This window comes from Streptomyces sp. PT12 (genome assembly GCF_003311645.1).
GTDB lineage: Bacteria > Actinomycetota > Actinomycetes > Streptomycetales > Streptomycetaceae > Streptomyces.
The window spans coordinates 279,365-304,831 of record NZ_QEST01000079.1 but is presented as its reverse complement, the minus strand read 5'-3'; the positions used below and the strand labels follow the sequence as shown (position 1 = coordinate 304,831).

Genomic DNA, 25,467 nt, shown 5'->3' with positions numbered 1-25,467 from the left:
GCTGGCGCCCCTTGGAGGCGCGCCCTATCCGCGCTCCCCCGCGCCCCCGGGTGCGCCCGTCGCGAGGCCGCCCAGATCGAGGGCGGGCGCATCCGGGCGTTCGATGCCGAAAACGGTCAGATACAGGCCAAGCTCGGCCTCGATCGCTCGGCGGATGGTCTCCGCGCGGCGGAAGCCATGGCCCTCGCCGGGAAACGTGAGATACGCGTGCGGCACCCCGCGCCCCACCACCGCGGCGAGTAGCGCCTCCGCCTGGGCCGGTGGGCAGATCGGGTCGTCCAGGCCCTGGAGCAGCACGAACGGCACGGAGATCAGGTCGGCGCGCGCGGCGGGGGAACGCTCCCTGTACAGGTCGGCCGCCTCGTCGCGCGGGCCGATCAGCCCGTCGAGGTAACGCGCCTCGAAGTCGTGTGTGCCGTTCTCGTCCCACGTGGCCAGGTCGATGACCGGGTAGGTGAGCGCGGCGCACGCGTAGAGCCCGGCCGTGGCGGGTGAGGCGAGGGAGGCGGCGGCCGTCCAGCCGCCCGCGCTGCCGCCGCTGATGGCGATCCGGTCGGGGTCGGCGGCGCTCTCCTCGACCAGGGCGCGGGCCACGGCGGCGCAGTCCTCGACGTCGACCACGCCCCACTGCCCGGCCAGCCGCTCGCGGTAGGCGCGGCCATAGCCGGTGGAGCCGCCGTAGTTGACGTCGGCGACGGCGAAGCCGCGCGAGGTGAGGTGGGCGATCTCCAGGTCGAGCAGCATCGCCGCGCGCCCCGTGGGCCCGCCGTGCGCGCGCACCACGAGGGGCGGCGCGGCGCCATCGGGGCCCGTGAACTCGGGATGGCGCGGCGGGTAGACATAGGCGTGCACCTCGCGCCCGCCGGGGCCCGTGACGGTGCGGGCGACGGGCTCGGGGTAGTACGCGGGGTCCACCGCGTGCTCGTGCTCCTCGGCCACCGCGCGGCAGCGGCCGGTGACGGTGTCGAGGCACACGATCTCCCTGCCGCGGTCCGGTCCTCCCGCGATGGCGGCCACCCTGGAGCCGCGCACGGCGAGCGGCCCCGACCACTCGGCCCAGGGGCCCGCCGCGTCGGCCAACTCCCCGGTGGCCGGGTCGAGTACGCCGAGCCGCCGCGCGCCGACGCCGTGCAGCACGGCGACCCTTCCGTCGTCCAGGGGCGCGAACCAGCGCGTCCCGACGCGCCACAGGGCGTCGGCGAACTCCTCGTCGCGCGGGCACAGGCCAACGGCGTCGCCGGTGTCGGGGTCCACCCGGTGCAGGTTCCACCAGCCGGTGCGGTCGGTGGCGGCCAGGAGCGTGCCGTCGGCGGCCCACTCGACCTGCGCGACGGACTCGCCGGGGCCGCCGATCAGGGTGCGCGCCCCGGTGAGCTCATGGCGCCCGCCGGGGGCAGCGGTGATGTCGGCGATCACCAGTTCGGTGCCGTCCCACGGCATGCGCGGGTGGTCCCAGGCGAGCCACGCCGCGCGCGTGCCGTCGGGGGAGATCCGGGGCCCGGTGACAAAGCGGTGCCGGTCGTCGGTCAGCTCGCGGATCGCCGAGCGGTCGTCGGCCGCGGTGCCGTCGAGCGGCACCGCGGCCAGCAGCCGCCGCAGCTCGCCCGGCCGCTCCCCGGTGAACTCCTCGAGCACGCACCACACTTCGCCGTCCCTGAGCACCGGGTCGCACCAGCGCAGCCCGCCGCCCACCGAGGACAGCGGCGTCAACGGGCGCGGCTGGGCGGCGCCGGGGCCCTCGGCGGTGTCGGGCTCGGCGGCATGCAGCCGCTGGTCGGCGAAGTCGGCGAACACGATCAGAGGCCCGCCGCCGTCCCGCGCGAGCCCCGCCCAGGGCTGGCCGCCGTATTCGTGGACACGGCTGCGGACGTTCCACGGCGCGGGCAGCACCGACACGGCGCCGCCCGCGTCGGGCGCGAGCCGCATCAGCGCGCGCCGCCCGCCCTCATCGGGCCGGGGCACGGTCCACCACAGCTCGTCGCCGACCGCGCCGAGGTACTCGGGTGCGCCCGAGCGCGCGGCGACGAGCGCGGCGTCGATGGGCGAGGGCCAACTGCCGTACGGGGCTTGGTGCACGGGGCCTCCCGTTGCGTGGGAACGAGCGGGGCGGGGCGTCACAGGGCGCGCAGGGCGCGGTCGAGGACGCGGGTGCCGAAGTGGAGGGCGTCGACGGGGACGCGTTCGTCGACGCCGTGGAACATCGCCTGGTAGTCGAACCCCTCGGGCAGCCGCAGCGGCATGAAGCCGTATCCGGCGATGCCCAGGCGCGAGAACTGCTTGGCGTCGGTGCCGCCCGACATGCAGTAGGGGACGACGTGCGCACCGGGGTCGAAGTGCAGCAGCGCGTCCCTCATGACGGCGTACGCCGGCGCGTCCACCGGCGCCTGGAGCGGGATCTCGTGGTGGACGTGCTCCCAGTCCACCTCGGGCCCGGTCAGCCGGTCGAGGGTCGCGGCGAACTCCTCCTCGCCGCCCGGCAGCACCCGCCCGTCCACCTGCGCGGTCGCGCTGCCCGGGATGACGTTCACCTTGTAACCCGCCGACAGCATCGTGGGGTTGGCGCTGTTCCTGACGGTGGGGGCGACCAGCGCGGCGGCCGGGCCGAGGCGCGCGAGCAGCCCGTCCACCGCGTCGGCGAGGCGCGCGGGGTCCGCGGTGTCCAGGTCGGGCAGCGGCACGCCGTAGATCGCGGCGAGCTCGGTGAGCGCGGCGCGCACGGTGGGGCTGAGCCTGACCGGCCACGTGTGCTCGCCGATGCGGGTGACGGCCGCGGCGACGCGGGTGACGGCGTTGGCGTGGTTGATCTTGGACCCGTGCCCGGCCCGCCCGCGGGCGGTCAGCCGCAGCCACGCGGTGCCGCGCTCCCCCGCGGCCAGCGGGTAGATGCGGCGGCCATCGCCCGGGTGAAAGGTGAACGCGCCCGATTCGCCGATGGCCTCGGTGCAGCCGTCGAACAGCTCGGGGCGGCTGGCCGCCAGGAAGCCGGAGCCGAACTGCGCGGTGTCCTCCTCGTCCGCGGTGAACGCCAGCACGATGTCGCGCCGCGGCCGCACCCCGGCCCTGGCCCACGCGCGGACCACGGCGAGCACCATCGCGTCGGAGTCCTTCATGTCCACCGCGCCCCTGCCCCAGACCACGCCGTCGCGGATCTCGCCCGAGAACGGGTGGATGGCCCACTCGGCCGGGTCGGCGGGCACGACGTCGAGGTGCCCGTGCACCAGCAGCGCGGGGGCGGCGGGGTCGGTGCCTGGGACGCGCGCGACGACGTTGGTGCGTCCCGGCGCCTTCTCGAGCAGCAGGGGCTCGACGCCGACCTCGGCCAGGAGGGCCGCCACATACTCGGCCGCGGGGCGCTCGACCCCGTCGCCGCCGCCGCGGTTGGTGGTGTCGATGCGGATCAGGTCCGAGGTGAAGCGGACCGCCTCCGAAAGCGCCGACTCGTCGATGTGGGGAGCGTCCGCCTCAGCCATACCATTCCTCCACCGCCGCGGATACCAGTGTCGTGACCGCCTTGAAGCAGCGGATTCCCTCGTACATGTCGGGCGCGGTGTACGCCACCCTGCGCGGCCCGGTCTGCTCCACCCCTGGAACGACCGTAGCGGCGCCCGCCAGGTGCTCGGCGTCGAACTCGATCTCGACGGTACGCGGCCTCGGCCCCGCGGGCTCGTGGCGCACCGCGAGGGCGACGGCCTCGGCCGCGGCGGCGCGGATGTCACCGGCCGTGCGCGCGGGGGTGCGGCAGACGGCGGCGTAACGCGACACATAGTCCTTGACGGCGACCGTGCGCGCGTGCGGCGCGTACCCGCGGGCGTCGGCGCACGTGCGGTCGTCGCCGGTGACCAGGACGACCGGGGTGCCGTACTCGGCGGCGACCAGGGAGTTCAGCAGGCCCTCGCTCGCGCGGGCGCCGTCGACGAAGACGCCGGTCAGCGAGTTCCCGAGGTAGGTGTGGGCCAGCACGCCCTCGTCGCCCGCGCCCGTGTGGTACCCGATGAACGCGATGCCGTCCACGTCGCCGTGCTGGACGCCCTCGACCATGCTCAGGGCCTTGTGGCGGCCCGTCAGCATCTCGGCGCGGTCGTCGAGCTGTTCGAGCAGAAGGTTCCGCATGGTCATGTGCGCCTCGTTGACCAGGACGGAGTCGGCGCCGCCGTCGAGGAAGCCGGTGATCGCGGCGTTGACGTCGGAGGTGAACATCGGGCGGCAGCGCTGCCATTCGGGGGTGCCGGGCAGGCAGTCGGCGGGCCAGGTGACTCCGGTGGCCCCTTCCATGTCGGCCGAGATCAGGATCCTGGTCATGGGGTGTCACGTTACCCGGCGTGCGGGACCCCCAGCCAGATCAACGGCGCCTGTCGGGGGCGGTCCCCGGGGTGGCGGGGCCGAGGCCCTGCTCGAACCACACGGTCTTCCCCCGGCCCGCGCGGCTCGTGCCCCACGCCCTGGCCAGGTGGCTGACGACGGCGAGGCCGCGCCCCGCCTCGTCGTCGGGCGCGGCCTCGCGCAGCACGGGGAGCTCGGGTCCGTGGTCGGTGATCTCGCACAGCAGCGCGTCGGCGCGCACCAGGCGTACCCGGACAGGGCCACGGGCCGCGTGCCGCACGGCGTTGGTCAGCACCTCGCTGACCAACAGCTCCGTGGTGTCGGCGAGAGGGGTCAGGCCCCAGCTCGCGAGCCGTTCGACGACCAGGCGGCGGGCGCGCGGGACCTGGGCGGGCTCGGCGTCGAAGTGCCACGTGGCCACGTCGCCCCTCGGCATCCCGCCGAGCCGCGCCATCAGCAGCGCCACGTCGTCCTTGCGCTCGTCGGACGCGGTCGCGGCGGCGAGCGCGCGGATGATCGTGTCGCACGCGTCGTCCATCGAGGCGGCCGGGTGTGCGGCGGACTCGCAGAGCGCGGCGAGGCCGACGCCGATGTCCCTGCCCCTGACCTCGACCAGGCCGTCGGTGCACATCACCAGGCGGTCGCCGGGCGCGACGGGCACGGTGACGGTGCCGAACGCCACGCGCCCCACGCCGATGGGCGCGCCGGTCGGCAGGTCGAGCAGCTCGCCGCGGCCATCGGCGGCGCGCACGAGAACGGGCGGAACGTGACCGGCGTTGGTCAGCTGGAGCTCGGATCCGACCGGGTCGTAGACGGCGTAGAGACAGGTGGCGAGGTAGTGGTCACCCAGCCGCTGGGCGAGGTCGTCGAGGCCGCGCAGCACATGGACGGGCTCGGTGCCCAGCGCCGCCATGGTGCGCACGGCGGTGCGCAGCTGGCCCATCATCGCGGCGGAGTGGATCCCGTGGCCCATCACGTCGCCGACGACCAGCGCGGTGCGGCAGCCCGGCAGCCTGATGGTGTCGAACCAGTCGCCGCCGACCCGCCCGAGCCGGGTGCCAGGCAGGTAGCGGGTCGCGGTCTCGCAGCCCGCCATCCTGTGGGTGACGCGGGGCAGCATGCCGTCCTGGAGCGTGTCGGCCAGCGACTCCTGGAGCGTGTACATCCGGGCGTTGTCGAGCACGAGCCCGGCGCGCGCGGCCAGTTGCGCGCCGGTGGAGCGGTCCATGTCGTCGAACGCGTCGCGGTCGGCGTGCCGCAGCAGGACCATGAAGCCCAGCACCATCCGGCGCGCCGTGAGCGGCAGCACCAGCATCGAACGGTGGGTGAGGAGGGGGCGCAGGTCGCGCTTCTCGAAGCGGGAGGCGATGGCGTCGCCCATCTCCTGGGTGACGCGCGGCACCAGGATGGGCTCGCCCGCGACCATGCAGCGGAAGAACGGCGTCTGAACGGGCAGCGTCGTCGACTCGCCCACGGGCACGACGTCGTCCCAGCGGCCCGGCTCGTCGTCGTGCTCGATCGTGACGCGGTGCCAGAGGGTCGATGCGGCGGGCGGCCCGTCGGCGAACCGCTCGCCCGCGACGACCTCTTCGCGCAGATAGGTGCCCACGGCGTCGCCGAACCGCGGCACCACGGCGCGGCTGATCTCGGTGAGGGTGCGGTGCAGGTCGAGGGATGAGCCGATGCGGGCGCTGACCTCGTTGAGGAACTCCAGGCGCTCGCGCGCGGCGGCGTGCTCGAGGTCGGAGAGCAGCTCGGCCTCGGCGGCCGCGGCCGCCTCCTCGTCCGCCGCGGCCCTGGCCTCCTCGGCGGCGCGCAGCAGCCGCGCGCGCCGGGTCACGCGCCGGGGCACACCCCAGTCGGGGGTGACGGGAACGCGTGTGCTCCGGCTGAACTCCAGGACCGGGTAGCCGAGTCGGAGGACCTGGGCCGCGATGCGGCCGCCCTCCCCCGGGCTCATCCGGGGCAGGATCTCGGGGAGCCGCTTGGCCAGCTCGGCGGCCTCGGCGAAGTCGGTGTGGGCGGCGAACGCGGCCGCGACGCGCTCGCCTGGCTCGTCGTCGTCATCGGCGTCGGGCCGCACGCCGCTGCCGTCGGCGGCGAGCACCAGGACGCGGGCGCCCCCGGGGCCGCGCAGGGGGTACACCCACCACAGGACGTCGCTCGGGCAGCGGTCGCGCTCGGGGTGGCGGGTCCAGAAGCGGCCCGAGGTCGGCTGGGTCAGCTCGGCGGTGTCGGCGCCGAACAGCACGTCGACCCGAGCCTCGGGGTCCAGGCGGCCGAGCGCGGCGGCGGGGTCCTTGGGGTCGGGCGGCTCGGCGCCCGCGTCGACCAGCTCGGCGGTGCGGTCGATGACCCCGGAGACGGGCATGATCTCGGTGGCCGGGCGGCCCACCGCCTCGTCGGCGGCCAGCCCGAAGAGGCGGCGGGCGCCGATGCTCCAGTGCGAGACCAGGCCCGCGCCGTCGACGACGATGACGGCGAGAGGGACGCGGCCCGAGGCGGTGGTCGGGGGTAACGACTCGGAGTCTTCCGGCCGCTCATGCGCGGAATGGGGTGCCACCGTCTCTCCTTCTGGGCCGGGCGCCCCTCCACGGTACGCGCCCATGGACCCCCGTCGCAGGCGAACCCGGGGGCGGGCGCGCGGGACCTGGGATCGCGCGCCGAAGCCCGCTTCCACGCCACGGTCCGCGCGCCGGGCGCGTCCACCGGACGAAGGGCGCGCGTCGGCCAGCGCGCTCCCCGGCTGAGGGCGCTGACGCGGGGGCGCTGACGCACAGGAGCCCGGCGCCGTCGGCGCCGGGCACGGTGTATGTCGCGGTCGGAGCCCCGAGGGAGAGCCTGCGGCTACTTCTCCGTCTCGGTGGCGAGGTTGGCCAGGATCTGGTCGTAGATCGACCTGAGCGCGCGGGGCGCGAAGAGGCGTTCGAAGAAGCCGCCCACGCCCCCGGCGCCCTCCCAGGTGGTCTGGATGGTCACGCGCGCCTGCCCGGTGCCGCCCTCGGCGACGGGCACCACGGTCCAGGTGGTGACGAGCGTGGAGTTGCGGTCGGTCTCCACCAGCGTGTCGTCCCGGGGCTCGGTGACGTCGAGCAGGCACTCCCGCACCCTGCGGGAGGTCGCCTGGAGCTTGAAGTACAGCACCGTGCCCTCGCCGTCGCCCCCCTTGCGGACCTCGTACTCCGTGAACTGCTCGGGCAGCAGCCTCGGGTGCACCTCCTTGTAGTCCGCGATCGCGTCGAGCACGTCGTCCGGCTCGGCCTTGATGTCCCGCCGCGCTACGACCTCGACCAGCGCCATGCCTTGTTCTCCTGCCTGTTGAGGAACGTGGCGGCCCAGTCTGTCAGTGCCGCGCGGGGGCGCGGGCCACCGGGGCGGCCGGATCCGGGTTGACACCCGAGCTACGAACGTGTGTTCTATTCTGGTACGACAGCAGCGAGGAGATGCCCATGCGCTGGAACCATCTGAGCGAGGGATCACCGGCCACCGCCCCCGCCCTCTTCGGCACGGACGTCGTGACCCGGACGTTCGACACCCCCGAATTCCGCGGGATCACCTTCCACGAGGTGCGGGCCCGCTCCCTCGTGAACCGCGTCCCCGGCGCCTCCCGGATGCCCTTCACCTGGACCGTCAACCCCTACCGCGGGTGCAGCCACGCCTGCGTGTACTGCTTCGCCCGCAAGACGCACAGCTATCTGGACCTCGACACGGGCATCGGGTTCGACACCCAGATCGTCGTGAAGGTCAACGCCCCCCAGCTGCTGCGCCGCGAGCTGGGCGCGAGCCGCTGGCGCGGCGAGCACATCGCCATGGGCACCAACGTCGACTGCTACCAGCGCGCCGAGGGCCGCTACCGCCTCATGCCCGGCATCATCGCCGCCCTGCGCGACCACGCGAACCCGTTCTCGATCCTCACCAAGGGCACGCTGATCCTGCGCGACCTCGAGCTGATCCGCCAGGCCGCGGCCGTCACCGACGTGGGCATCTCCGTCTCGGTCGGCTCGGTGGACCGCGCCCTGTGGCGCACCGTCGAGCCCGGCACCCCCGCGCCCGAGCGGCGCCTCGGCGTGGTCCGCACCCTGCGCGAGCACGGCATCCCCTGCGGGGTGCTGATGGCGCCCGTCATCCCCTATCTCACCGACTCCCCCGCGCAGCTGCGGGAGACGGTCCGCGCGATCGCCGCGGCGGGCGCCGAGTCCGTGACCCCGCTCGCGCTGCATCTGCGCCCCGGGGCGCGCGAGTGGTTCATGGCCTGGCTCGCGCACCACCACCCCGATCTGGTGCGCCGCTACCAGGTGTTGTACGCGGGGGGCGCATACGCCCCCACGTGGTACCAGCGGCGGATCACGGGCCAGGTGCACGAGCTGGCGGCCGAGTACGGCATGGGCCCGGTCGGCCCTGGCGCGCACCGTCGGCCGCCGCGGGCCGACGAGGACGACATCGAGCCCGAACCCGATCCCGACCCCGAGCCCGAGCCCCTTGGCACCCAGCTGACGCTGCTGTGAGGACGCGCCGGGGCGGTGTCTACGCGCCGCCGAGGTGGGCGGTCAGCTCCGCGCTTGCCGGGTAGGGCCGTTCGACGGGCAGCAGGCGCCGCGCCGCTTCCAGGTCGCCGCCCCGCACCAGGCCGTGGATCTCGCGGGCCAGCGGCGTCACATCCCTGATCCCCGTCAGCCACGCGTCGGCGTAGCGGCGGGCCGCCGGGCCCGAGAGGCCGAGTTGGAGCGAACGGTGCGGCAGGGGCGCGAGGCGCAGGTCGCGCTCGGGGTCCCACTGCACGCGCGCCGGGGCGTTCTTCAGGGCGCGCCGCCACGCGTCGCGCTCCCCGTGCAGCTCGGGAACGTGGTGCGAAAGACACGCGTTGCGCAGCGCCCACTCGAAGCCGTCGCGCCGGATGTCGACGGCGAGAACGGTCTCCTGCGCCTCCTTCAGGCCCCAGCCGCAGCGGTACATCATCCAGAGGAACGACGGCTTGATCCAGGTCATCCGCTCCCGGCTCCAACTGGCCGGAAATCGCCCGTCACGCGCCGCCGGAACGCCGCTCGCGGGCGCGTACGCCTGGTAGACGGTGACCGTGTCGTCGGTGAAGGCGGCCCTGACGCGGCGCGTGGGCTCGGGGGCGGGCTCGGGTATGGCAGGCAGCGCAGAAGCCGCGGGGCCCGCCCGACGAGGGGTTTTCCCCGTCGCCGACGACTATCCCGTGCGGCCGACCGCGCCGAACTGCGGGACCACGCGCCCCGCCATGTCCCGCGCCTCGGGCCGCCACCGCGAGCAGGACACCAGGCCCGGCGCCAACAGCTCGACACGACGCAGGAAAAGGGCCACCTCTGCGCCGGTCCTCGCGGTGATCGGCGGCGTGGCGTGGGCGTTCCAGTAGCGCATCGCGGCCTCGTTCTCCGCGCCGCCCAACTCGCCGGTGGGGTGGGTGATCACCACATAGCTGCCGGGCGACAGCGCGTCCAGCAGGCGATCGACAACGGCCACGGCCCGGTCCGTGTCCAGCACGAAATTAAGGATTCCCAGCAGGAGAAGGCCCACCGGACGATCGAAGTCGACCGTTTTCTTTGCCGCGTCGAGGATCGCCTCGGGCTCGTGGACGTCCGCGTCGACATAGTCGGTCATGCCCTCGGGGGTCCCGTACAGCAGCGCGCGGGCGTGGGCGAGCACGAGCGGGTCGTTGTCCACGTAGACGACCCGGGCGTCGGGCGCGAGGCGCTGGGCGATCTCATGGGTGTTCTCGACGGTGGGCAGCCCGGTGCCGATGTCGAGGAACTGCCGTATCCCCGCGTATCCGACGAGGTACCGCACGGCCCGCCCCAGGAACCGCCGATCGGCGCGCGCCACCTGGACGATGCCGGGGAACATGGCGCGCACGTGGTCGCCGACCCTGCGGTCGACCTCGTAGTTCTCCCGGCCGCCCAGCCAGTAGTCCCAGACCCGCGCGTTGTGCGCCAGGCTCGCATCCACGCTCACCGCCGGATCATGACATGAGTGCCGGTCAGTCACCCCCGTTGAGAACGGCGCGAATTGATCACTCGACGGAACGGAACGGTCCGGTCCTGTCGGATGCGAAGGGGTCGGCGGCCCGCGCGGCCTCGCCCTCGCCCTCGCCCTCGCCCTCGCCCTCGCCCTCGCCGTGCAACGGCAGCAGCATGCGGAAGGTCGCCCCCTCCCCCGGCGCGGTGTGCAGCTCGACCCGCCCATGGTGCGCCGCCACCAGGGAGGCCACGACCGCCACGTTCCCGCCCCGCGCCGCGCCGCCCTCTCAAGGCCGACCTCGGCCAGCACCTCGTCGACCCTGCGGCGCGGGGTGCGCGCCATAGGGGCGCCCGTCCACGGTCGCGGCGCCCGAGGTGGCGGCGTCGAGGCCCAGGATCACGCGGAGCGTCGTCGACTTGCCCGAGCCATTGGGTCCGAGGAAGCCGGCCACCCCGCCCTGGCGGACGGCGAAGGTCAGGCGGTCCACGGCGAGGACGTCGCCATACCGCTTGGTCAGCCCACGAACATCGATCACCAGGACTCCAGGAGCCGGTGGTGTGCGCACCGCGCGCACCACCCCGCCCTCGTCCGCCTATGTGGGCCCGGCCTGCGCGTTCATGAACGCCGCGTGTGAGGGGCGCGCGCGTCCCGCGGGGAACGCCGGGGCGCCCGCGCCCCCGTGGCCAGGGAACTCACACGGAACTCACGGAAAGCGGCGGCCCCGGCGCGTCGCGCAGCGCCGGATGGCGGGCGATCACGTCGGCCAGCGCGTCAAGACCCCGACGGATCACCGGGTGGTCGCGGCTGCCGCCCCGCACACACGTGAGGACGTGCCGGAAGAGCGGCATCTGCGCGGTGACCGGCACCCGGACGACCGTGTGCGACGGCGGGATCTCGGCGAGGCGAGGAAAGAGGGTGACGCCAAGTCCGTGGCAGACCATGGCGGAGATGGCCGACCACTCCCTGACATGGTGGGTCACGCGCGGCGTGAAGCCCTCGGCGGCGCAGAACACCATGACGCGGCGGTGGTGGTCGCAGCTGTCGGGCAGCGGCAGCACCCAGTCCTCGCCCGCGGTCTCGCCCAGCGCGACCGAGGCGCGCGCCGCCAGCGGGTGCCCCGCGGAGACGAGCAGGTCGAACGGGTCCTCGAGCAGCGAAGCCTGGTCGAAGCGCGAGTCCTTGGGGTGCGGGAACCCCGCGGGCGGCGCGAGCACGGCGATGTCGGAGTCCGTCGACATCAGCATGTCGAACCCCGCGGGCGCCTCGGCCTCGGTGACCTCCACCGCGAGCCCGGGGTGCCGCTCCCGCAGCAGCGCCGTCGCGGGGGCGATGAGCCCGGAGACCGCGCTCGGGAAGCCGCACATGCGCAGCAGCCCCGCCTCGCCCTGGCGCTGCGCGGCGAGCGCCGCCTCGGCCTCCTCCCAGCGGGCGAGCACCGCGTCACCGTGCTCGATCACGAGGTGCGCGGCGCCCGTCAGGCGGATGCCCCGGCCCTGCGGCTCGATCAGCCGCACCTTCAACTCACGTGAGAACTCCCTTAGTTGGTGGGAGACGGCGGAGGGCGTGAGATGCAGCGCCGCGGCCGCGGCCGTGACGGTGCCGTGCTGGTGCACCGCCCTGAGCACCTGGAGTCGACGCAGATCAATCATGCAGCGATTCTGCACATACACCCGGGGAAACATGCAATGGACGCGAACAGTCATCCGCCCCGACACTCGAACCATGACGATCACGACCCACACGACCGGCACGACCCACACGACCGGCACGACCCACACGACCGGCACAACCCACACGACCGACGCGCCCCGCGCCCCCGCGCCCCCCGTCGAGGTCTCACGGCACGTCACCAGCGAGGGAACGGTCCGCTGGACCCGCTGCCCCACATGCGGCGGGCTCCGCATGGCCCTCACCCCCGACGACCCGCGCACCGCGCCGCTCGTCTCGGGCGGCCACGTCCCCGAGTGCCCCGACTCCCCGTGAACGCCCCTCTCCCCTACGCTTTTCCCAGGTACCGGGCCTGGGTGGAAGGGGGCGGGCGATGGCGAGGGACGGCGACGCGGCGCACGCGACGCTCGTGGCGTTCAGGGCCGCCTGCCACGAGGCCGCGGCCCGCGTCCCCGGCGTCACCTTCTACGAGCTGACCGAGGCGGCGGGCCCGACGGCCTACCACTCGGCGGCCATGAGCGAACGCCGCCTGCGCCACCGCGTCGTGTGCCGCCCGCGCGGCGGGCTCGTGGCGTTCGCCGCGCCCCCGCCGTTCCCCGGCTCCGCCCGGCTGCACTTCCGCGAACCACCGCGCTGGGCCGAGACGTTCACCCTCAAGGGCCTGCGCGTCCTTGACGCGGGCACCCTCGGCAAGCCCCTGTCCGCCGTCGACCTCGGGGCGCTCGAAGGCGTCGACGAAGCCGACCGCGCCGCCGCCCGCCGCTGGCGCCCCGGCACCCTCGGCGAGCTGCTGTTCAACTGGTGGGAGCGGCCAGGGTCGCAAGCAGCGCGGGCAGGGCGGCAAGGCCGGTGATCCGCCGCAGCGACTCGGGGGCGGCCACCGCGCGCTCCCCCGTGCGGTCGAGCCAGATCCCGTGCAGCCCGGCCGCGTCGGCGGCCGCCGCGTCGATGTCGGGCCTGTCCCCCACATACGCCACCGCGCCGGGCGGCAGGTCCATCGCCGCGCACACCGCGAGGAACGCCTCGGGCGCCGGCTTGGCGTGACCGAGCTGCCCCGAGCACACCAACACCTCGAAACGGTCCCTGATCCCCAGCCTGCGCAGCGTGCGGTCCTGGTGGTCGGCGTCGGAGTTGGACAGCAGGCCGTGCCGGTAGTGCGGGGTCAGCTCCGCGAGCGCGGGCAGCACATCGGGGAACAGGCCGTCGGCGTCCCTGCGCAGCTCCAGATACCGGTCGAACCACGCGTCCACCGCCGCGTCGTCGAGCGGGGCGGCGGCGCCCCCGGGCGCGCACGCGTCAAGGAACCCGCGGACGCGCGCCCTGCGCTGCCCGGGGAAGTCGGTCTCGCCCGCCAGATAGCGGGCGTAGTGCGTCTCCATCTGCCCGCGCCACTCGGCCAGCGCGTCATCGGGCGAGGCGAACCGGCCGAGCAGGCCCTCGGCCTCGAAGTGCACAAGGGCGGCGGTCCTGTCCGTCCCCGTGTAGTCGAAGAGGGTGTCGTCGATGTCCCAGACCACGGCGCTGATGGGCATGAACGGGACCGTAGCATCGGCGGGTGCGCATCATGACCTGGAATCTGTGGTGGCGGTTCGGTCCCTGGGAACGGCGCAGGGCGGCGATCCTTCGGACGCTGCGGCGCGAGCGCCCGGACGTCATCGGGCTCCAGGAGGTGTGGCAGACCGGCGACGGCGAGAACCTGGCGGGCTGGCTGGCCGACGAGCTGGGGATGCGCTGGGCGTGGTCGCCCGGCGAGGCGTTTCCCCACTGGCGCGCCGCCCTGGGCGACGACCTCCCCGCGGTGGGGAACGCGGTGCTCAGCCGGTGGCCGATCGTGGACACCGCGATCGACCTGCTGCCGGTGGCGGGCGGCCCGCCCGAGATCAGGACGGCGCTGTTCGCGCTGGTCGAGGCGGAAGGCGGCGTGCGGGTGCCGTTCTTCACGACGCATCTGCACTCCGCGCGGGGCGGCTCGGCGGTGCGGGTCGAGCAGGTGCGGGCGCTGGCGCGGCACGTGCGGGAGCGGCGCGGCACGGGCCCGTTCCCGCCCGTGGTCACGGGGGACTTCAACGCCGAGCCCGCGTCGGACGAGGTGCGGCTCTTCGGCGGCACGCTCACCGCGCCCGCGGTGCCTGGCCAGGTGATGCTCGACGCGTGGCGCGGAGCGGAGCGGGACGCGCCATGGGCCACGTGGGACCCCGTGGAGAACCCCCATGTCGCGGGTCCCGCGGGGTTCCGCGCGCGCATCGACTACATCCATGTGGGGCTGCCAGGCCCCGACCGCCTCGGCCAGGTCACCGCGGCCCGCCGCGCGGGCGACGCGCCGGTGGACGGCGTCTTCCCCTCGGACCACATGGCGGTCGTGGCCGAGCTGATCGGCTGACCCGGCCGCTCACAGCGCCTCGGCCGCCGGCCCGTCGGGCCGGTCGCGGCGCTGCTCCACAACGCGGCGGGCGATCGCCGCGGACTCCTCGAAGTCCACCGTGCGCACGCCCTCTTCGGTGATGAGCGTGAGCAGCGGATAGTACTGCCGCGCGAGATCGGGCCCACCGGTCGCGGTGTCCTCGTCGGCGGCGTCGTAGAGCGCCTGGACGACGACGGCGCAGACGTCGTCCTCGCTCAGGCCCCGCCGGTACAGCTTCTTGAGGGCGCCCCTGGCGAACGGCGAGCCCGACCCCGTGGCCGCGAAGTCCCGCTCCTCGTGGTGCCCGCCGGTGACGTCGAAGGAGAAGATCCTGCCCCGCTCCCCCGCCGCGTCGTACCCGGCGAACAGCGGGATCACGGCGAGGCCCCGCATGGCCAGGCCCAGATTGCCGCGGATCATGGTGGTCAGCCGGTTCGCCTTGCCGACCAGCGAGAGCGGGACGCCCTCGACCTTCTCGTAGTGCTCCAGCTCGAGCTGGAAGAGGCGCACCATGTCGAGGGCGATGCCGACCGTTCCCGAGATGCCCACGGCGGAGAACTCGTCGGTGGCGAGCACCTTCTCCGCGTCGCGGTGGGCGATCAGGTTCCCCTGGGTGATGCGGCGGTCCCCGGCGATGAGGACGCCGTCCGCGTAGGTCACGGCGATGATCGTGGTCCCGTGCGGGATCCGCCGCGCGCGCCCGGCCGCGCCCGGCGACGTGGCGACCCGGCGCGCGGGCAGCGCCCCCGGCACGTGGCGGGCGAGGAAGTCGATGAACGACGGCGGCCCTGGGGCGAGAAACCCCGCGGGCAGCTGACCCCGCTCTGAGGCATCGGCGGACACGGCTCTCCCCTTCCTGCTGCTTCCTGTTCCCGCTGCTTCCTGCCGCGAGTGCCGCGGCGGATTCCCGCCGCGAAGCGCGGCCCATCGTAGGCATATCCGCCGGTGACCGGGGCGAACCCGCATCGGATCAAGGGAGTTGGCGAACTACGCTGCCCGGTATGCGCATTGAGATACGAGAGATGGGCGCTGCGGACATCGACGGGGTCGCCAGGACCAGGATCGAGGGGTGGCGGCACGCCTACCGCGGCCTGATGCCGCAGGAATTCCTCGACGGGATGCGGCCCGAGCTGTTCGCGGCGCGGCTGCGCGCCGGGCTGCCACGGGCGGCCGACCTGCTGCACCTGGTCGCCGTCGAACGCGACGCCGGCGTCGTTGGCTGGTCCCACTCGGGCCCCTACCGCCCCGACGAGAACGTGGACAGAACGGACACCCCCGGCGTGTACCTGTCCTCCTGGGGCGAGCTGCACGCCCTGTACTTGCGGCCCCCCTTCATCGGCCACGGCATCGGCCGCGCGCTGCTGGCCGCGTCGACGCGCTGGCTCGCCGAGCGAGGCCACCGGGGGATGCGCCTGTGGGTGCTGCGGGACAACGTCATCGGCCGCCGCTTCTACGACCGCGCCGGGCTCGTCCCCGACGGCGCGGAGCGCAGCGAGCTGGTCGCGGGCACGCCCGTGGACGAGGTGCGGTACGCCCGCGCGCTCGACGCGGCCGGGGCCGCGAGCGCGTGACGGCGGGGGGCCGATCCGTTCCCCGGCGCGGCGGTATGCGTGAGCGTCCCGCCAGGTGGATGCAGTACGTTCCCTCCATGGCCCAGCCCGTGAAGTCCAGCGTCAGGCCCCCCACCTCGTCCCAGCGCCTCAAGGTCCGCCGCAGGCTCGCCGCGGCGGCCATGGAGCTGTTCGCGACGAAGGGATACGAGGCCACCACGGTGGACGAGATCGCCGCCACGGCGGGGGTGGCGCGGCGTACGTTCTTCCGGCACTTCCGCTCCAAGGAAGAGGCGATCTTCCCCGACCACGACGACACGCTGGTGCGCGCGGAGGCCGTGCTCGACGCGGCGCCGCCCACGGAGAACCCCATCGACACGGTCTGCCGGGGGATCAAGGAGGTCATGAAGATGTACACGGCCTCCCCCGCCGTCTCCGTCCAGCGCTACCGCCTGACGCGCGAGGTGCCCGCGCTGCGCGAGCGGGAGATCGCCTCGGTCGCCCGCTATGAACGCCTCTTCACCCGTTACCTGCTCGGCCAGTTCGACGAGCACTCCCCGCACGACGGCGACGAGCCGCTGCTCGCCGAGGTCGCGGCGGCCGCCGTGGTGACCGCGCACAACCACGTGCTGCGGCGCTGGCTGCGGCGCGACGGGCAGGGCGACGTGGCGACCGAGCTCGACCACGCGTTCGCCATCGTGCGGCGGACGTTCGGCGCGCTGCCCGCCGGGGTCGAGGGCGCGCCCGCCGCGGTGTCATCCCCGCGCGGCGAGGTGCTGGTGACGGTGGCGAGGACGGACGCGCCGCTCGGCGAGGTGATGCGCACGATCGAGCAGGCGTTGCAGGACAAGCTGCGCAACCCGGCGCGCCACGAGCGCGCGCCCGAGACCCAGGAGGAGTCCCGATGACCCGCGTCGACAGGCCGCGTTCCCGGCGCTCGTGCCTTGCCGTGCCGGGCAGCAGCCCGCGTTTTCTGGAGAAGGCCCAGGGCCTGCCCGTCGACCAGGTCTTCCTCGACCTGGAGGACGCGTGCGCCCCGCTGGCCAAGGAGAGCGCGCGGCACGCGATCGTCAAGGCGCTCAACGAGGGCGACTGGACGGGCAAGACGCGCGTCGTGCGGGTCAACGACTGGACGACGCCATGGACCTACCGCGACGTGATCACCGTGGTCGAGGGCGCGGGGGCCAGCCTTGACTGCCTCATGCTGCCCAAGGTGCGCGACGCCCACCAGGTGCGGGCGCTCGACCTGCTGCTGACGCAGGTCGAGCGGTCCGCGGGGCTGCCCGTGGGCCGCATCGGCATCGAGGCGCAGATCGAGGACGCCCAGGGCCTGGTGAACGTCGACGAGATCGCCACGGCCTCGCCCCGCATGGAGACGATCGTGTTCGGCCCCGCCGACTTCATGGCGTCCATCAACATGAAGTCCCTGGTGGTGGGCGAGCAGCCGCCCGGCTATCCGGCCGACGCCTACCACTACGTCCTGATGCGGATCCTGATGGCGGCGCGCGCCGCCGGGCTCCAGGCGATCGACGGGCCCTACCTCCAGATCAGGCACGTCGACGGCTTCCGCGAGGTGGCCCGCAGGTCCGCCGCGCTCGGCTTCGACGGCAAGTGGGTGCTGCATCCGGGCCAGATCGACGCGGCGAACGAGGTCTACTCGCCGACGCAGGAGGACTACGACCGCGCGGAGCTGATCCTCGACGCCTACGCCTATGTCACGTCGGAGCGCGGGGGCGCGCGCGGGGCGGCGATGCTGGGCGACGAGATGATCGACGAGGCGAGCCGCAAGATGGCGCTCGTCATCGCGGGTAAGGGGCGCGCGGCGGGGCTGATCCGCACGAAGACCTATGCGCCACCGGCCGGGGGCGGAAGTTTTGCCGAATGATGAAGGGGCGGACACGCGGTCGTCCCGATCCCCTCGAAACGCGAACGAACTGCCCGTTCCGGGAAGATGATCAAGGCCCTCGAGGCGCCCCGCCCCTTGTCGTGAAGCTCCCCAACGGCCCGCTGGCTTGCCGAGTTACCGCTCGAAACCTATAGCATCGACGTAGCCGCGTCGCTTCGGACAGGTGCGGCTTCCCACGCTACGAAGGTCTCCCATGCCTTACCGCTCATCTCCCCAATCCGGCGGCCGGGTACGTCTGGCACGCGGCGCCTCCCCCTGGCTGCTGCCCACCGTTGCCGCCGCCACCGTCAGCCTGGTGAAGTCCCGCCGTTCCGGCCGCTGGGCGGCCGTGGCCGTGCCGACCACCGCGCTGGCCGCGGGCATGCTGTGGTTCTTCCGCGACCCCGAGCGGGAGATCGGCCAGGGGCGCCTGATCTCCCCGGCCGACGGCGTCGTCCAGAGCATCACGCCCTGGCACGACGGCCGCGTCAGGGTGGCGATCTTCATGAGTCCGCTCAACGTCCACGTCAACCGCGCTCCGGTGGCCGCGACGGTCGCCTCGGTCGAGCACATCCCCGGCGGGTACGTCCCGGCGTTCGACAAGGAGAGCGAGAACAACGAGCGGGTCGTCTGGCACTTCTCCAGCGAGTTGGGCGACATCGAGATGGTCCAGATCGCCGGCGCCGTGGCCCGGCGCATCGTGCCCTACGTGCCGCAGGGGTGCAAGGTCGAGCAGGGCGACCGGATCGGGCTCATCCGCTTCGGCTCCCGCGTCGACGTGTACCTCCCCGAGGGCATCGAGCCCGCCGTCGAGGTCGGGACACGCACCACAGCGGGAGTGACTCGCCTTGACCGTGATTGACCGCAAGTCACGGGGCTCGCGGGCCAGTTGGGCCGAGGTGGACGACGAGGAGCAGGAAGACGACGGCATGCCGTTGTCCATGCGCCTCTCAATAGCGGACACGCTCACCCTCTCGAACGCCACCTGCGGCTTTCTCGCCGTCTACTTCACGACCACCGGCGTCCTGATCCCGCACCTGACGAACAGCGGCGACGCGGGCGTCGTGCGGAACAACGCCGCGACCGCCGTGCTCCTGATGCTGCTGGCCTCGGTCTTCGACCTCTTCGACGGCCTGGTGGCCCGCAAGCTGCGCGCCTCGCCGATGGGCGCCGAGCTCGACAACCTCTCGGACCTCATCAGCTTCGGCCTCGCCCCCGCCTACTTCGTGCTGGTGTGGGGGATGGTCGTCGGCGACGTCCACGAGCCGCTTTCGGCGGTCGCCGCCATCGTCGTGCTCCTCGCGGTGATCCTGCGGCTCGCGAGATTCTCCTGCGTCCAGGTGCCCGACGGTGTCTTCCAGGGCATGCCGAGCCCGTTCGGCGCGCTCACCGTCGTCTCCATCGTGCTGCTCGAGCTGCCGTTCACGCCGACGCTGCTCGCCATCGTCGGGGTGGCCTGGCTCATGGTGAGCAGGGTGGAGTACCCCAAGCCGCGCGGCACCCTGGCCGTCGCGATGCTCTCCTGGATCGTGCTCAGCATGGCGCTGCTGACCGCGTGGGCCTTCGACGCCCCAGGCGGCCTGCTGATGCTCCAGACCGCCTGCTCGCTCCAGCTCGTGCTCGGCGCGGTGATCCCGCTGTTCGCGATGGTCCGCCGCGTGTACACCTTCCGCGACAACCGCCGCGAGGCCCGCGCCGCCGGGGAGCCCTAAGGGCGCTCCCCGGCGCCCGACCGGTCGCCGCCTGTGCCCTCGCGGGCGACTGTCGGTGGCACGTAGCACAATGGCCCGCATGGAGCTGACCAAGAAGGGCCATGCCTGTGTGCGGCTGACCAAGGGCGGCCGCACCCTCGTCATCGACCCGGGCGCCTTTAGCGAGGAGGACGCGGCGGCTGGCGCCGACGCCGTCCTCATCACGCACGAGCACCCCGACCACCTCGACGAGGGGCGGCTGCGCGTCGCCCTCGAAGGCCGCCCGGGCACCGAGGTGTGGGCGCCCCGCGCCGTCGCCGAGCGCGTCTCGGCCGCGTTCCCCGGGCGGGTGCACACCGTGGGCCATGGCGACACGTTCGAGGCCGCGGGGTTCGCCGTCGAGGCGCACGGCGAGCTGCACGCCGTCATCCACCCCGACCTGCCGCGCATCGCGAACGTCGGCTTCGTCGTGGACGGGGCGCTGTTCCACCCCGGGGACGCGCTCACCGTGCCCGAGCGGCCCGTCGCGGTGCTGATGCTCCCGCTCCACGCCCCGTGGAACAAATTCTCCGAGGTCCTCGACTATGTGCGCGAGGTCGGCCCCGAGCGCGCCTACGCCGTGCACGACGGGCTGCTCGCCGACGCGGGCCTCGCCGTCTACGGACGGAACCTCGGCCCCCAGGGCCCCGGCACGGGACGCACCGCCTACGCCAGGCTCGCGCCCGGCGATTCCACCACCGTCTGACCACCGTCCGACCGCCCCGCGACCACCGTCCGACCGCCCTCCGACCACCGTCCGACCACCGTCCGACCACCGTCCGACCGCCTTCTGTCGCCGACCCGTTGAAGAGACCGCCATGCGCATCGCCACCTGGAACGTCAACTCCATCACCGTCCGCGTCGACCGGCTCGCCGCCTGGCTCGAGCGCAGCGGCACCGATGTGCTGTGCGTGCAGGAGCTCAAGTGCGACGCCGACGCGTTCCCCGCGCAGCGGCTGCGCGACCTCGGGTACGAGGCGGCCGTGCACGCCGACGGGCGGTGGAACGGCGTGGCCGTCCTCTCCCGCGTCGGCCTGACCGAGGTGGAGACGGGTCTGGGGGCCTGGCCCGAGTTCGACGGCAGGGCCGAGCCTCGCGCCATAGCGGCCACGTGCGGCGGAGTGCGCGTCTGGTCGGTCTATGTGCCCAACGGGCGGGAGGTGGGCCACCCGCACTTCGCGTACAAGCTGCGCTGGTTCGAAGCGCTGACCGAGACCGTGGCCAAGGACGCCGCGGGGGCCAGGCCGTTCGCGGTGCTCGGCGACTTCAACGTCGCGCCCACCGACGAAGACGTGTACGACATCGCGCAGTTCGATGGCTCCACGCATGTGACCGACGAGGAGCGCGCCTCGCTGGCCGCCCTGCGCGGCACCGGCCTGTCCGACGTGGTGCCGCGCCCGCTCAAGTACGACCGCCCGTTCACCTACTGGGACTACCGCCAGCTGTGCTTCCCGAAGAACAGGGGCATGCGCATCGACCTGGTCTACGGGAACGCCGCGTTCGTCCGAGCCGTCGAAGACGCGTATGTGGACCGCGAGGAGCGCAAGGGGAAGGGGGCGTCCGACCATGCGCCTGTGGTGGTGGACCTCGGTGTCGACGACGACGGGGACGAAGTCGGGAGCGTGCCCAGTGGTGTCTGAGCCGTCGGGGATGGGACCCTGGTCCGCATGAACATCCCTTTCCTGGACAACTGGCGCAAGAGGCCCGCCGACACAGCGACCGACGCGTGGTCCGATCCCGAAGGGGTGGCCCAACTACTCTCGGAGTGCGACCTGCTGCGCGCCAGGGCGCAGCGCGTCGGCGTGGTCCTCGGTGACACCCCGGTGTCGCTTGAGGCGCTCGACCAGCTGCTGCCACGCTGGCGCGACGACCCCGAGGAGCTGCCCGAGCTCGCCAACGACGCGGGCCTGTACCTCGGGACGGTCATCGTGCGGACGGTCCCCGGCGCGCACTGGGCCCCCGGGCCCGAGGGGCGGCCCGTGGTGGTGATGGCGTCGGGGCGCGAGGTCGACGTGGTGACGGCGGGGCAGGAGTGGGCGGACACGGGGACGCCCGAGCTGTCCCAGGTGTACGCGGAGGTCGCCGAGGTCTGAGCGCCGCGGGCACGCCCTCGGCGGCCCGGGCGGCGGGCACGGGCCGCGGTCCGGGCGGCGGGCGTCAGTCGGCGAACGTGATGGCGTACTCCAGGCGCCAGCGGTCGCCGAGGACCACGGTGTCCGAGGTCTCCACGGGCCGGTCGTCCTCGTCGTAGTGGGTGCGTTCGACGGCGGTGAGGCACTGCCCCGGGACGCAGCCGAGGGCCTCGGCCTCCGGGCTGGTCGCGGGCCGCGAGGCGACGACCTCCCTGGCCCGCGCGATGCGGATGCCGATCGCGGCGAAGCGGCCCCTGACGCCGCGCCTCGCGTGCGGGCCGCGTTCGGGGTAGGCGACATCGGTGCCCTCGGTCAGGGCCAACGGCTCCCAGCTGGTGGCCAGTTGCAGGGGGCGCCGATCGGCGAGGTATGCGTACTGGGTGCACATCACGCGGTCGCCCTGGCCGACCGCGAGGCGCTCGGCGATCCCCGGCGGGGCGACGGTGGTGGTGGAGACGGCCTCCCAGGCCAGCGCGGGCTGGTCGGCCAGGCGGCCCCCGGCGACGCTGATGCGGGCGGAGAGCGGGCTGTCACGCGCGTCGGTGGTCCGCACCAGGACGCCCATGGGGACGCGGTCGCTGACGAAGACGCCCTTGCCGAACTGCCCGCTGGCGTATCCGGCCGCCTTGAGCACGCGGACCGCCCGGTCAACGGTCTGGTCGCTGGCGCGGTAGACCCGCTTGAGCTCGGACCTCGAGGGGATCCTGGCCCCCACCACCAGCGTTCCCTCGTCGATCCGGCGCCGCAGATCGTCCGCGATCCGCTGGTACATCGGCCGCGTCTCGCGCATCTCCCGCCTCCCTTCCCGGGCGCGGACACCGCGGCCCCGCGCCCCCCGTGGCCCGTCGGACGACGGCCACGCGACAGGCTACGTCACGGCAGGTCAGGACTCCTTACTGGTGGTGAGCTTCGGCTGCGGGGTGGCGGCGGCGCGCGTCACGTCCTTGACCAGCTCGACGACATCGGGGCCGTACGCCTGGGAGTTGACCACCTTGAGCAGCAGGCAGAAGTTGCCTCCCGAGCCATACTTGCGGGCCAGCCTGGTGTGATATTTGGCGAGATAACGGGTGGCGGCCTGCGCGGTGACCGAGCGCTGGCCGCACGCGAGGAAGACGGGGCGGCCCTGCTGCCCCGCGGTGAGCCTGGCCAGCAGGACGTGCTCGACCGAGCCGTTCTCCAGCCGGTAGCGTTCGGTGCCGATGAGGAACGCGCCCCGGTCGGGCCCGGGGTCGGCGTCGGTGTTGACGGCCACGCCGGGGAGCAGGCTGTGCAGGTGCGCGGCCATGCGGCGGTTGGCCATGGGCCCGCCGATGCAGAACTCCGTGCGCTCGCCGAAGCCCTGGCGCGCGGTCTCGCCGGATATCAGGGACGCCTTGGCGCCGCAGTTGGCGATGACCGCGGCCAGTTCGAGCAGCGCGAACACGTCGTTGCGGGCGATCGCGCCGTCCGTGCCGGTGTCGCGGCTGACCACGAGAAGGCACTCGGAGTTCTCCGGAAGCCCGAAGAACGTCTGGAGGCGCCGCAACGAGCGGTCCTGCCGGTAACCCCGCAGCAGCCAGCCCAGCGCCAGCGCGACGACCGCGGTCGCGGCCACGGCGATCAGGAGCGTACGCACGTCGTCATTCATGGCCGGGAATCTACCGGCGCGGCGCGAAGCGGACGAGCCCCGCAGGTGACTCCCACCGCCCATCGCCCGTGCGGTCGAGAGCGGCGCGGCGCCGCGATGACGGGAGCGGCCGATGAACGACTTCCACGGATCCGGCTATGTCGTGGCCCCGCGCGGGCAGTTCGTGGGTGAGGCGGCCAGCGAAGCGAGGAGGAACGCGTGGTGTGTGACCTGGACGACGGGCCGGTGCGGTCATGACCGCGCCGGGAAGCGGGAACGGGCCCGATGAGCTGCTGCGTCGGCACCGGGCCGTGCTGCCCGAGTGGGTCGGCCCGTACTACGAGCGGCCGATCGAGCTGACGCGTGGCGAGGGGCGGCACGTGTGGGACGCGGAAGGCGTCCGTTATCTGGACTTCTTCGGCGGGATCCTCACGACGATGACGGAGCACGCGCTGCCCGCGGTGACCAAGGCGGTCGCCGAGCAGGCCGCGCGCCTGGTGCACTCCTCGACGCTCTACCTGAACCGGCCCATGGTCGAGCTGGCCGAGCGCGTCGCGGCGCTGTCGGGCATCCCGGACGCGCGGGTGTTCTTCACGACGTCGGGCACCGAGGCGAACGACACGGCGCTCATGCTGGCGACGGCCCACCGGGGGTCCAACCAGGTGCTCGCGCTGCGCAACAGCTACCACGGGCGTTCGTTCTCCTCGGTGGGGATCACGGGGAACTCCGCCTGGTCGCCCACGAGTCTGTCCCCGCTCCAGACGCTGTACGTGCACGGCGGGGTGCGCACGCGCGGGCCGTTCGCGGACCTCGACGACGCGGCGTACATCCGGGCGTGCGTGGCGGATCTGCGGGATGTGCTGGCGCAGGCGCGCGGGAACGTGGCGGCGCTCATCGCCGAGCCGGTGCAGGGCGTGGGCGGGTTCACCTCGGGCCCGGACGGGCTGTTCGCGGCGTTCCGCGAAGTCCTCGACGAGCGGGGGATCCTGTGGATCAGCGACGAGGTGCAGACGGGGTGGGGGCGCACCGGTGAGCACTTCTGGGGCTGGCAGGCGCACGCGGGGAACGGGCCGCCCGACGTGCTGACGTTCGCCAAGGGCATCGGCAACGGCATGTCGATCGGCGGCGTGGTGGCGCGCGCCTCGGTGATGAACTGCCTTGACGCGCAGTCGATCTCGACGTTCGGCGGCAGCCCGGTGACGATGGCGGCCGGTCTGGCGAACCTGGAGCACCTGCTGGCGAACGACCTCCAGGGCAACGCGCGGCGCGTGGGCGGGCTGCTGATCGAGCGCGTCAGGGCGGTGAGCGCGGGCCTCGACCTCGTGCGGGAGGTGCGCGGGCGCGGGCTGATGATCGGCGTCGACCTGGTGGCGCCGGGCACGGACGACAGCTGCCCGCGGGCCGCCTCGCTCGTGCTGGAGGCGGCGCGGGAGGCGGGGCTGCTGCTCGGCAAGGGCGGCGGGCCCGGCGGGAGCGTGCTGCGGATCGCGCCGCCGCTGAGCCTGACGGTGCCCGAGGCGGAGGAGGGCGCGAAGCTGCTCGGGCGGGCGCTGCGCGAGGCGCGGGCGCGGCTCGACGACTGAGGGCTGGGGTTGGCGGCTGGCGACCGAGGTCTTGCGGTTGTTGGCGGGTGCGGGTCAGGGGGCCGGGCGAGGTCCCGGGACGGGACCGGCCCTGCGCAGGACGGCGGCCACGGCGGGGCCGCGCAGCAGCGTGTGCACGGTGCCGGGCTCGGCGCCCATGGCGGCGGCGACCTCGGACAGCGGATAGCCGAGGAGGTGGTGCAGGGCGACGGCGTCGTAGGCGTCGAGGGCGAGCGCGGCCCACTGTTCGGGCTGGCGGCGGGTGCGGCTGGTCAGCGCCGCCCAGGCGAACGCGGTGGGGTTGGGGTGGGCCAGCACCCGGCGCCAGGACGTGAACAGCTCGTCGAAGACCGCCGCGACCACGGCGTCCGCCTCGGCGGGCGGCAGGTGGAGGCGGGCATAGCGGAGATAGCGGGGGCGGTGCAGCGTGAGGAACGCCTCGCAGTCCGGCGGGAGTCGGCGGGCGGCCTGCCCGGGGGCGGGGTCCATCGTCGTGATCTCCGGGGCATACGGATTCGGGTGAGCGGGGCGGGGGCGGGGTGCGCGGGGGTGGGGTGCGCGGGGGTGGGGTGCGCGGGCGCGGGCGTGCGGGGTGAAGCGTGGGGTGAAGGGG

General features: G+C 73.8%; 27 protein-coding genes and 1 pseudogene. 13 read left to right on the top strand and 15 right to left on the bottom strand.

Annotated features, from left to right (window positions below; translation table 11 throughout):
• Window positions 1-24: 24 nt before the first annotated feature.
• The 5 genes from DEH69_RS07770 to DEH69_RS07750 form a co-directional block, all read right to left on the bottom strand.
• Window positions 25-2,076: an LpqB family beta-propeller domain-containing protein gene (locus tag DEH69_RS07770; protein ID WP_113686128.1), complete on the bottom strand. Its 2,052-nt coding sequence runs from the start codon at window positions 2,074-2,076 to the stop codon at window positions 25-27.
• Window positions 2,077-2,114: 38 nt separating this feature from the next.
• Window positions 2,115-3,470, bottom strand: coding sequence for a M20/M25/M40 family metallo-hydrolase (locus DEH69_RS07765; protein ID WP_113686127.1), 1,356 nt, complete (start codon window positions 3,468-3,470; stop codon window positions 2,115-2,117).
• On the bottom strand, window positions 3,463-4,299 hold the full coding sequence (locus tag DEH69_RS07760) for a M55 family metallopeptidase (RefSeq protein WP_113686126.1): 837 nt from the start codon (window positions 4,297-4,299) through the stop codon (window positions 3,463-3,465). Before DEH69_RS07760 ends, DEH69_RS07765 begins: the two co-directional genes overlap by 8 nt.
• Window positions 4,300-4,339: 40 nt before the next feature.
• Window positions 4,340-6,883 carry a SpoIIE family protein phosphatase gene (locus tag DEH69_RS07755; RefSeq protein WP_258534515.1) on the bottom strand — a complete coding sequence of 848 codons (2,544 nt, stop codon included), beginning with the start codon at window positions 6,881-6,883 and terminating at the stop codon, window positions 4,340-4,342.
• 284 nt (window positions 6,884-7,167) lie between these two features.
• Window positions 7,168-7,620 (bottom strand): SRPBCC family protein, encoded by a 453-nt coding sequence (locus tag DEH69_RS07750; RefSeq protein ID WP_113686124.1) that lies wholly within the window; start codon window positions 7,618-7,620, stop codon window positions 7,168-7,170.
• Window positions 7,621-7,769: 149 nt separating this feature from the next.
• On the opposite strand from DEH69_RS07750, the gene DEH69_RS07745 reads away from it, so the two are divergent.
• The gene (locus tag DEH69_RS07745) at window positions 7,770-8,825 is read left to right on the top strand and encodes an Rv2578c family radical SAM protein (RefSeq protein WP_113686123.1); all 1,056 of its coding nucleotides are present in this window, start codon (window positions 7,770-7,772) and stop codon (window positions 8,823-8,825) included.
• Between the two features lie 19 nt (window positions 8,826-8,844).
• Here DEH69_RS07745 and DEH69_RS07740 read toward each other — a convergent pair whose 3' ends face one another.
• The 5 genes and pseudogenes from DEH69_RS07740 to DEH69_RS07725 form a co-directional block, all read right to left on the bottom strand.
• A complete protein-coding gene (locus tag DEH69_RS07740) occupies window positions 8,845-9,462 on the bottom strand; it encodes a DUF4291 domain-containing protein (RefSeq protein WP_113686122.1) in 618 nt (205 codons plus the stop codon).
• 51 nt (window positions 9,463-9,513) lie between these two features.
• Window positions 9,514-10,287, bottom strand: a complete 774-nt coding sequence (locus DEH69_RS07735; RefSeq protein ID WP_258534523.1) for an SAM-dependent methyltransferase — start codon at window positions 10,285-10,287, stop codon at window positions 9,514-9,516.
• A gap of 64 nt (window positions 10,288-10,351) precedes the next feature.
• Window positions 10,352-10,549, bottom strand: a complete 198-nt coding sequence (locus DEH69_RS32475; RefSeq protein ID WP_258534514.1) for a hypothetical protein — start codon at window positions 10,547-10,549, stop codon at window positions 10,352-10,354.
• Between the two features lie 72 nt (window positions 10,550-10,621).
• Window positions 10,622-10,834, bottom strand: a pseudogene (locus DEH69_RS07730) (ATP-binding cassette domain-containing protein); the annotation flags it as partial.
• A gap of 157 nt (window positions 10,835-10,991) precedes the next feature.
• Entirely contained in the window at window positions 10,992-11,948 is a 957-nt protein-coding gene (locus DEH69_RS07725; protein WP_258534513.1) for a LysR family transcriptional regulator, read from the bottom strand.
• A 73-nt stretch (window positions 11,949-12,021) separates the two neighbouring features.
• On the opposite strand from DEH69_RS07725, the gene DEH69_RS31340 reads away from it, so the two are divergent.
• Window positions 12,022-12,282 carry a hypothetical protein gene (locus tag DEH69_RS31340; RefSeq protein WP_181727309.1) on the top strand — a complete coding sequence of 87 codons (261 nt, stop codon included), beginning with the start codon at window positions 12,022-12,024 and terminating at the stop codon, window positions 12,280-12,282.
• A gap of 58 nt (window positions 12,283-12,340) precedes the next feature.
• Window positions 12,341-12,820, top strand: a complete 480-nt coding sequence (locus DEH69_RS07720; RefSeq protein ID WP_113686119.1) for a hypothetical protein — start codon at window positions 12,341-12,343, stop codon at window positions 12,818-12,820.
• Here the strand turns inward: DEH69_RS07720 and DEH69_RS07715 are convergent.
• A complete protein-coding gene (locus DEH69_RS07715; RefSeq protein WP_113686118.1) occupies window positions 12,762-13,499 on the bottom strand; it encodes an HAD family hydrolase in 738 nt (245 codons plus the stop codon). The two genes, DEH69_RS07720 and DEH69_RS07715, sit on opposite strands and share 59 nt — an antisense overlap.
• A 32-nt stretch (window positions 13,500-13,531) precedes the next feature.
• Between DEH69_RS07715 and DEH69_RS07710 the strand changes: the two genes are divergently transcribed.
• Window positions 13,532-14,347 (top strand): endonuclease/exonuclease/phosphatase family protein, encoded by an 816-nt coding sequence (locus tag DEH69_RS07710; RefSeq protein ID WP_113686170.1) that lies wholly within the window; start codon window positions 13,532-13,534, stop codon window positions 14,345-14,347.
• A gap of 9 nt (window positions 14,348-14,356) precedes the next feature.
• On the opposite strand, the gene prcB is transcribed toward DEH69_RS07710, so the two are convergent.
• Entirely contained in the window at window positions 14,357-15,211 is an 855-nt protein-coding gene (gene prcB, locus DEH69_RS07705; protein ID WP_258534512.1) for a proteasome subunit beta, read from the bottom strand.
• Window positions 15,212-15,369: 158 nt separating this feature from the next.
• Between prcB and DEH69_RS07700 the strand changes: the two genes are divergently transcribed.
• The 8 genes from DEH69_RS07700 (at window position 15,370) to DEH69_RS07665 (ending at window position 21,626) form a co-directional block, all read left to right on the top strand.
• Complete coding sequence (locus tag DEH69_RS07700) at window positions 15,370-15,939, top strand: GNAT family N-acetyltransferase (protein WP_258534511.1); 570 nt, start codon at window positions 15,370-15,372, stop codon at window positions 15,937-15,939.
• Window positions 15,940-15,998: 59 nt separating this feature from the next.
• Window positions 15,999-16,826: a TetR family transcriptional regulator gene (locus tag DEH69_RS07695; protein WP_113686115.1), complete on the top strand. Its 828-nt coding sequence runs from the start codon at window positions 15,999-16,001 to the stop codon at window positions 16,824-16,826.
• Window positions 16,823-17,803, top strand: coding sequence for a CoA ester lyase (locus tag DEH69_RS07690; RefSeq protein WP_113686114.1), 981 nt, complete (start codon window positions 16,823-16,825; stop codon window positions 17,801-17,803). Before DEH69_RS07695 ends, DEH69_RS07690 begins: the two co-directional genes overlap by 4 nt.
• Window positions 17,804-18,017: 214 nt before the next feature.
• Complete coding sequence (locus DEH69_RS07685) at window positions 18,018-18,665, top strand: phosphatidylserine decarboxylase (protein ID WP_113686113.1); 648 nt, start codon at window positions 18,018-18,020, stop codon at window positions 18,663-18,665.
• On the top strand, window positions 18,652-19,515 hold the full coding sequence (gene pssA, locus DEH69_RS07680; RefSeq protein ID WP_258534510.1) for a CDP-diacylglycerol--serine O-phosphatidyltransferase: 864 nt from the start codon (window positions 18,652-18,654) through the stop codon (window positions 19,513-19,515). Before DEH69_RS07685 ends, pssA begins: the two co-directional genes overlap by 14 nt.
• Window positions 19,516-19,594: 79 nt before the next feature.
• Entirely contained in the window at window positions 19,595-20,239 is a 645-nt protein-coding gene (locus DEH69_RS07675) for an MBL fold metallo-hydrolase (protein ID WP_113686168.1), read from the top strand.
• Window positions 20,240-20,351: 112 nt separating this feature from the next.
• Window positions 20,352-21,173 (top strand): exodeoxyribonuclease III, encoded by an 822-nt coding sequence (locus DEH69_RS07670; RefSeq protein ID WP_113686112.1) that lies wholly within the window; start codon window positions 20,352-20,354, stop codon window positions 21,171-21,173.
• A gap of 27 nt (window positions 21,174-21,200) precedes the next feature.
• Entirely contained in the window at window positions 21,201-21,626 is a 426-nt protein-coding gene (locus DEH69_RS07665; protein WP_113686111.1) for a DUF6278 family protein, read from the top strand.
• A gap of 64 nt (window positions 21,627-21,690) precedes the next feature.
• Here DEH69_RS07665 and DEH69_RS07660 read toward each other — a convergent pair whose 3' ends face one another.
• Complete coding sequence (locus DEH69_RS07660; RefSeq protein ID WP_113686110.1) at window positions 21,691-22,455, bottom strand: GntR family transcriptional regulator; 765 nt, start codon at window positions 22,453-22,455, stop codon at window positions 21,691-21,693.
• A gap of 93 nt (window positions 22,456-22,548) precedes the next feature.
• The gene (locus DEH69_RS07655) at window positions 22,549-23,292 is read right to left on the bottom strand and encodes a hypothetical protein (RefSeq protein ID WP_113686109.1); all 744 of its coding nucleotides are present in this window, start codon (window positions 23,290-23,292) and stop codon (window positions 22,549-22,551) included.
• Window positions 23,293-23,525: 233 nt separating this feature from the next.
• Between DEH69_RS07655 and DEH69_RS07650 the strand changes: the two genes are divergently transcribed.
• Window positions 23,526-24,854: an aspartate aminotransferase family protein gene (locus DEH69_RS07650; protein ID WP_113686108.1), complete on the top strand. Its 1,329-nt coding sequence runs from the start codon at window positions 23,526-23,528 to the stop codon at window positions 24,852-24,854.
• Between the two features lie 54 nt (window positions 24,855-24,908).
• Here the strand turns inward: DEH69_RS07650 and DEH69_RS07645 are convergent, their stop codons facing one another.
• Window positions 24,909-25,343, bottom strand: a complete 435-nt coding sequence (locus DEH69_RS07645) for a hypothetical protein (protein ID WP_113686107.1) — start codon at window positions 25,341-25,343, stop codon at window positions 24,909-24,911.
• Window positions 25,344-25,467: the final 124 nt, after the last annotated feature.

Bases quoted from the DNA above. Each gene is read 5' to 3' on its own strand.
- DEH69_RS07690 (WP_113686114.1), top strand. From the start codon at position 16,823: ATGACCCGCGTCGACAGGCCGCGTTCCCGGCGCTCGTGCCTTGCCGTG.
- DEH69_RS31340 (WP_181727309.1), top strand. From the start codon at position 12,022: ATGACGATCACGACCCACACGACCGGCACGACCCACACGACCGGCACG.
- DEH69_RS07665 (WP_113686111.1), top strand. From the start codon at position 21,201: ATGAACATCCCTTTCCTGGACAACTGGCGCAAGAGGCCCGCCGACACA.
- DEH69_RS07750 (WP_113686124.1), bottom strand. From the start codon at position 7,620: ATGGCGCTGGTCGAGGTCGTAGCGCGGCGGGACATCAAGGCCGAGCCG.
- DEH69_RS07655 (WP_113686109.1), bottom strand. From the start codon at position 23,292: ATGAATGACGACGTGCGTACGCTCCTGATCGCCGTGGCCGCGACCGCG.
- DEH69_RS07695 (WP_113686115.1), top strand. From the start codon at position 15,999: ATGCAGTACGTTCCCTCCATGGCCCAGCCCGTGAAGTCCAGCGTCAGG.
- DEH69_RS07670 (WP_113686112.1), top strand. From the start codon at position 20,352: ATGCGCATCGCCACCTGGAACGTCAACTCCATCACCGTCCGCGTCGAC.
- DEH69_RS07645 (WP_113686107.1), bottom strand. From the start codon at position 25,343: ATGGACCCCGCCCCCGGGCAGGCCGCCCGCCGACTCCCGCCGGACTGC.
- DEH69_RS07700 (WP_258534511.1), top strand. From the start codon at position 15,370: ATGCGCATTGAGATACGAGAGATGGGCGCTGCGGACATCGACGGGGTC.
- DEH69_RS07720 (WP_113686119.1), top strand. From the start codon at position 12,341: ATGGCGAGGGACGGCGACGCGGCGCACGCGACGCTCGTGGCGTTCAGG.
- DEH69_RS07660 (WP_113686110.1), bottom strand. From the start codon at position 22,455: ATGCGCGAGACGCGGCCGATGTACCAGCGGATCGCGGACGATCTGCGG.
- DEH69_RS07760 (WP_113686126.1), bottom strand. From the start codon at position 4,299: ATGACCAGGATCCTGATCTCGGCCGACATGGAAGGGGCCACCGGAGTC.
- DEH69_RS07745 (WP_113686123.1), top strand. From the start codon at position 7,770: ATGCGCTGGAACCATCTGAGCGAGGGATCACCGGCCACCGCCCCCGCC.
- DEH69_RS07725 (WP_258534513.1), bottom strand. From the start codon at position 11,948: ATGATTGATCTGCGTCGACTCCAGGTGCTCAGGGCGGTGCACCAGCAC.
- DEH69_RS07715 (WP_113686118.1), bottom strand. From the start codon at position 13,499: ATGCCCATCAGCGCCGTGGTCTGGGACATCGACGACACCCTCTTCGAC.
- DEH69_RS07685 (WP_113686113.1), top strand. From the start codon at position 18,018: ATGCCTTACCGCTCATCTCCCCAATCCGGCGGCCGGGTACGTCTGGCA.
- DEH69_RS07710 (WP_113686170.1), top strand. From the start codon at position 13,532: ATGACCTGGAATCTGTGGTGGCGGTTCGGTCCCTGGGAACGGCGCAGG.
- DEH69_RS07650 (WP_113686108.1), top strand. From the start codon at position 23,526: ATGACCGCGCCGGGAAGCGGGAACGGGCCCGATGAGCTGCTGCGTCGG.
- DEH69_RS07675 (WP_113686168.1), top strand. From the start codon at position 19,595: ATGGAGCTGACCAAGAAGGGCCATGCCTGTGTGCGGCTGACCAAGGGC.
- DEH69_RS07765 (WP_113686127.1), bottom strand. From the start codon at position 3,470: ATGGCTGAGGCGGACGCTCCCCACATCGACGAGTCGGCGCTTTCGGAG.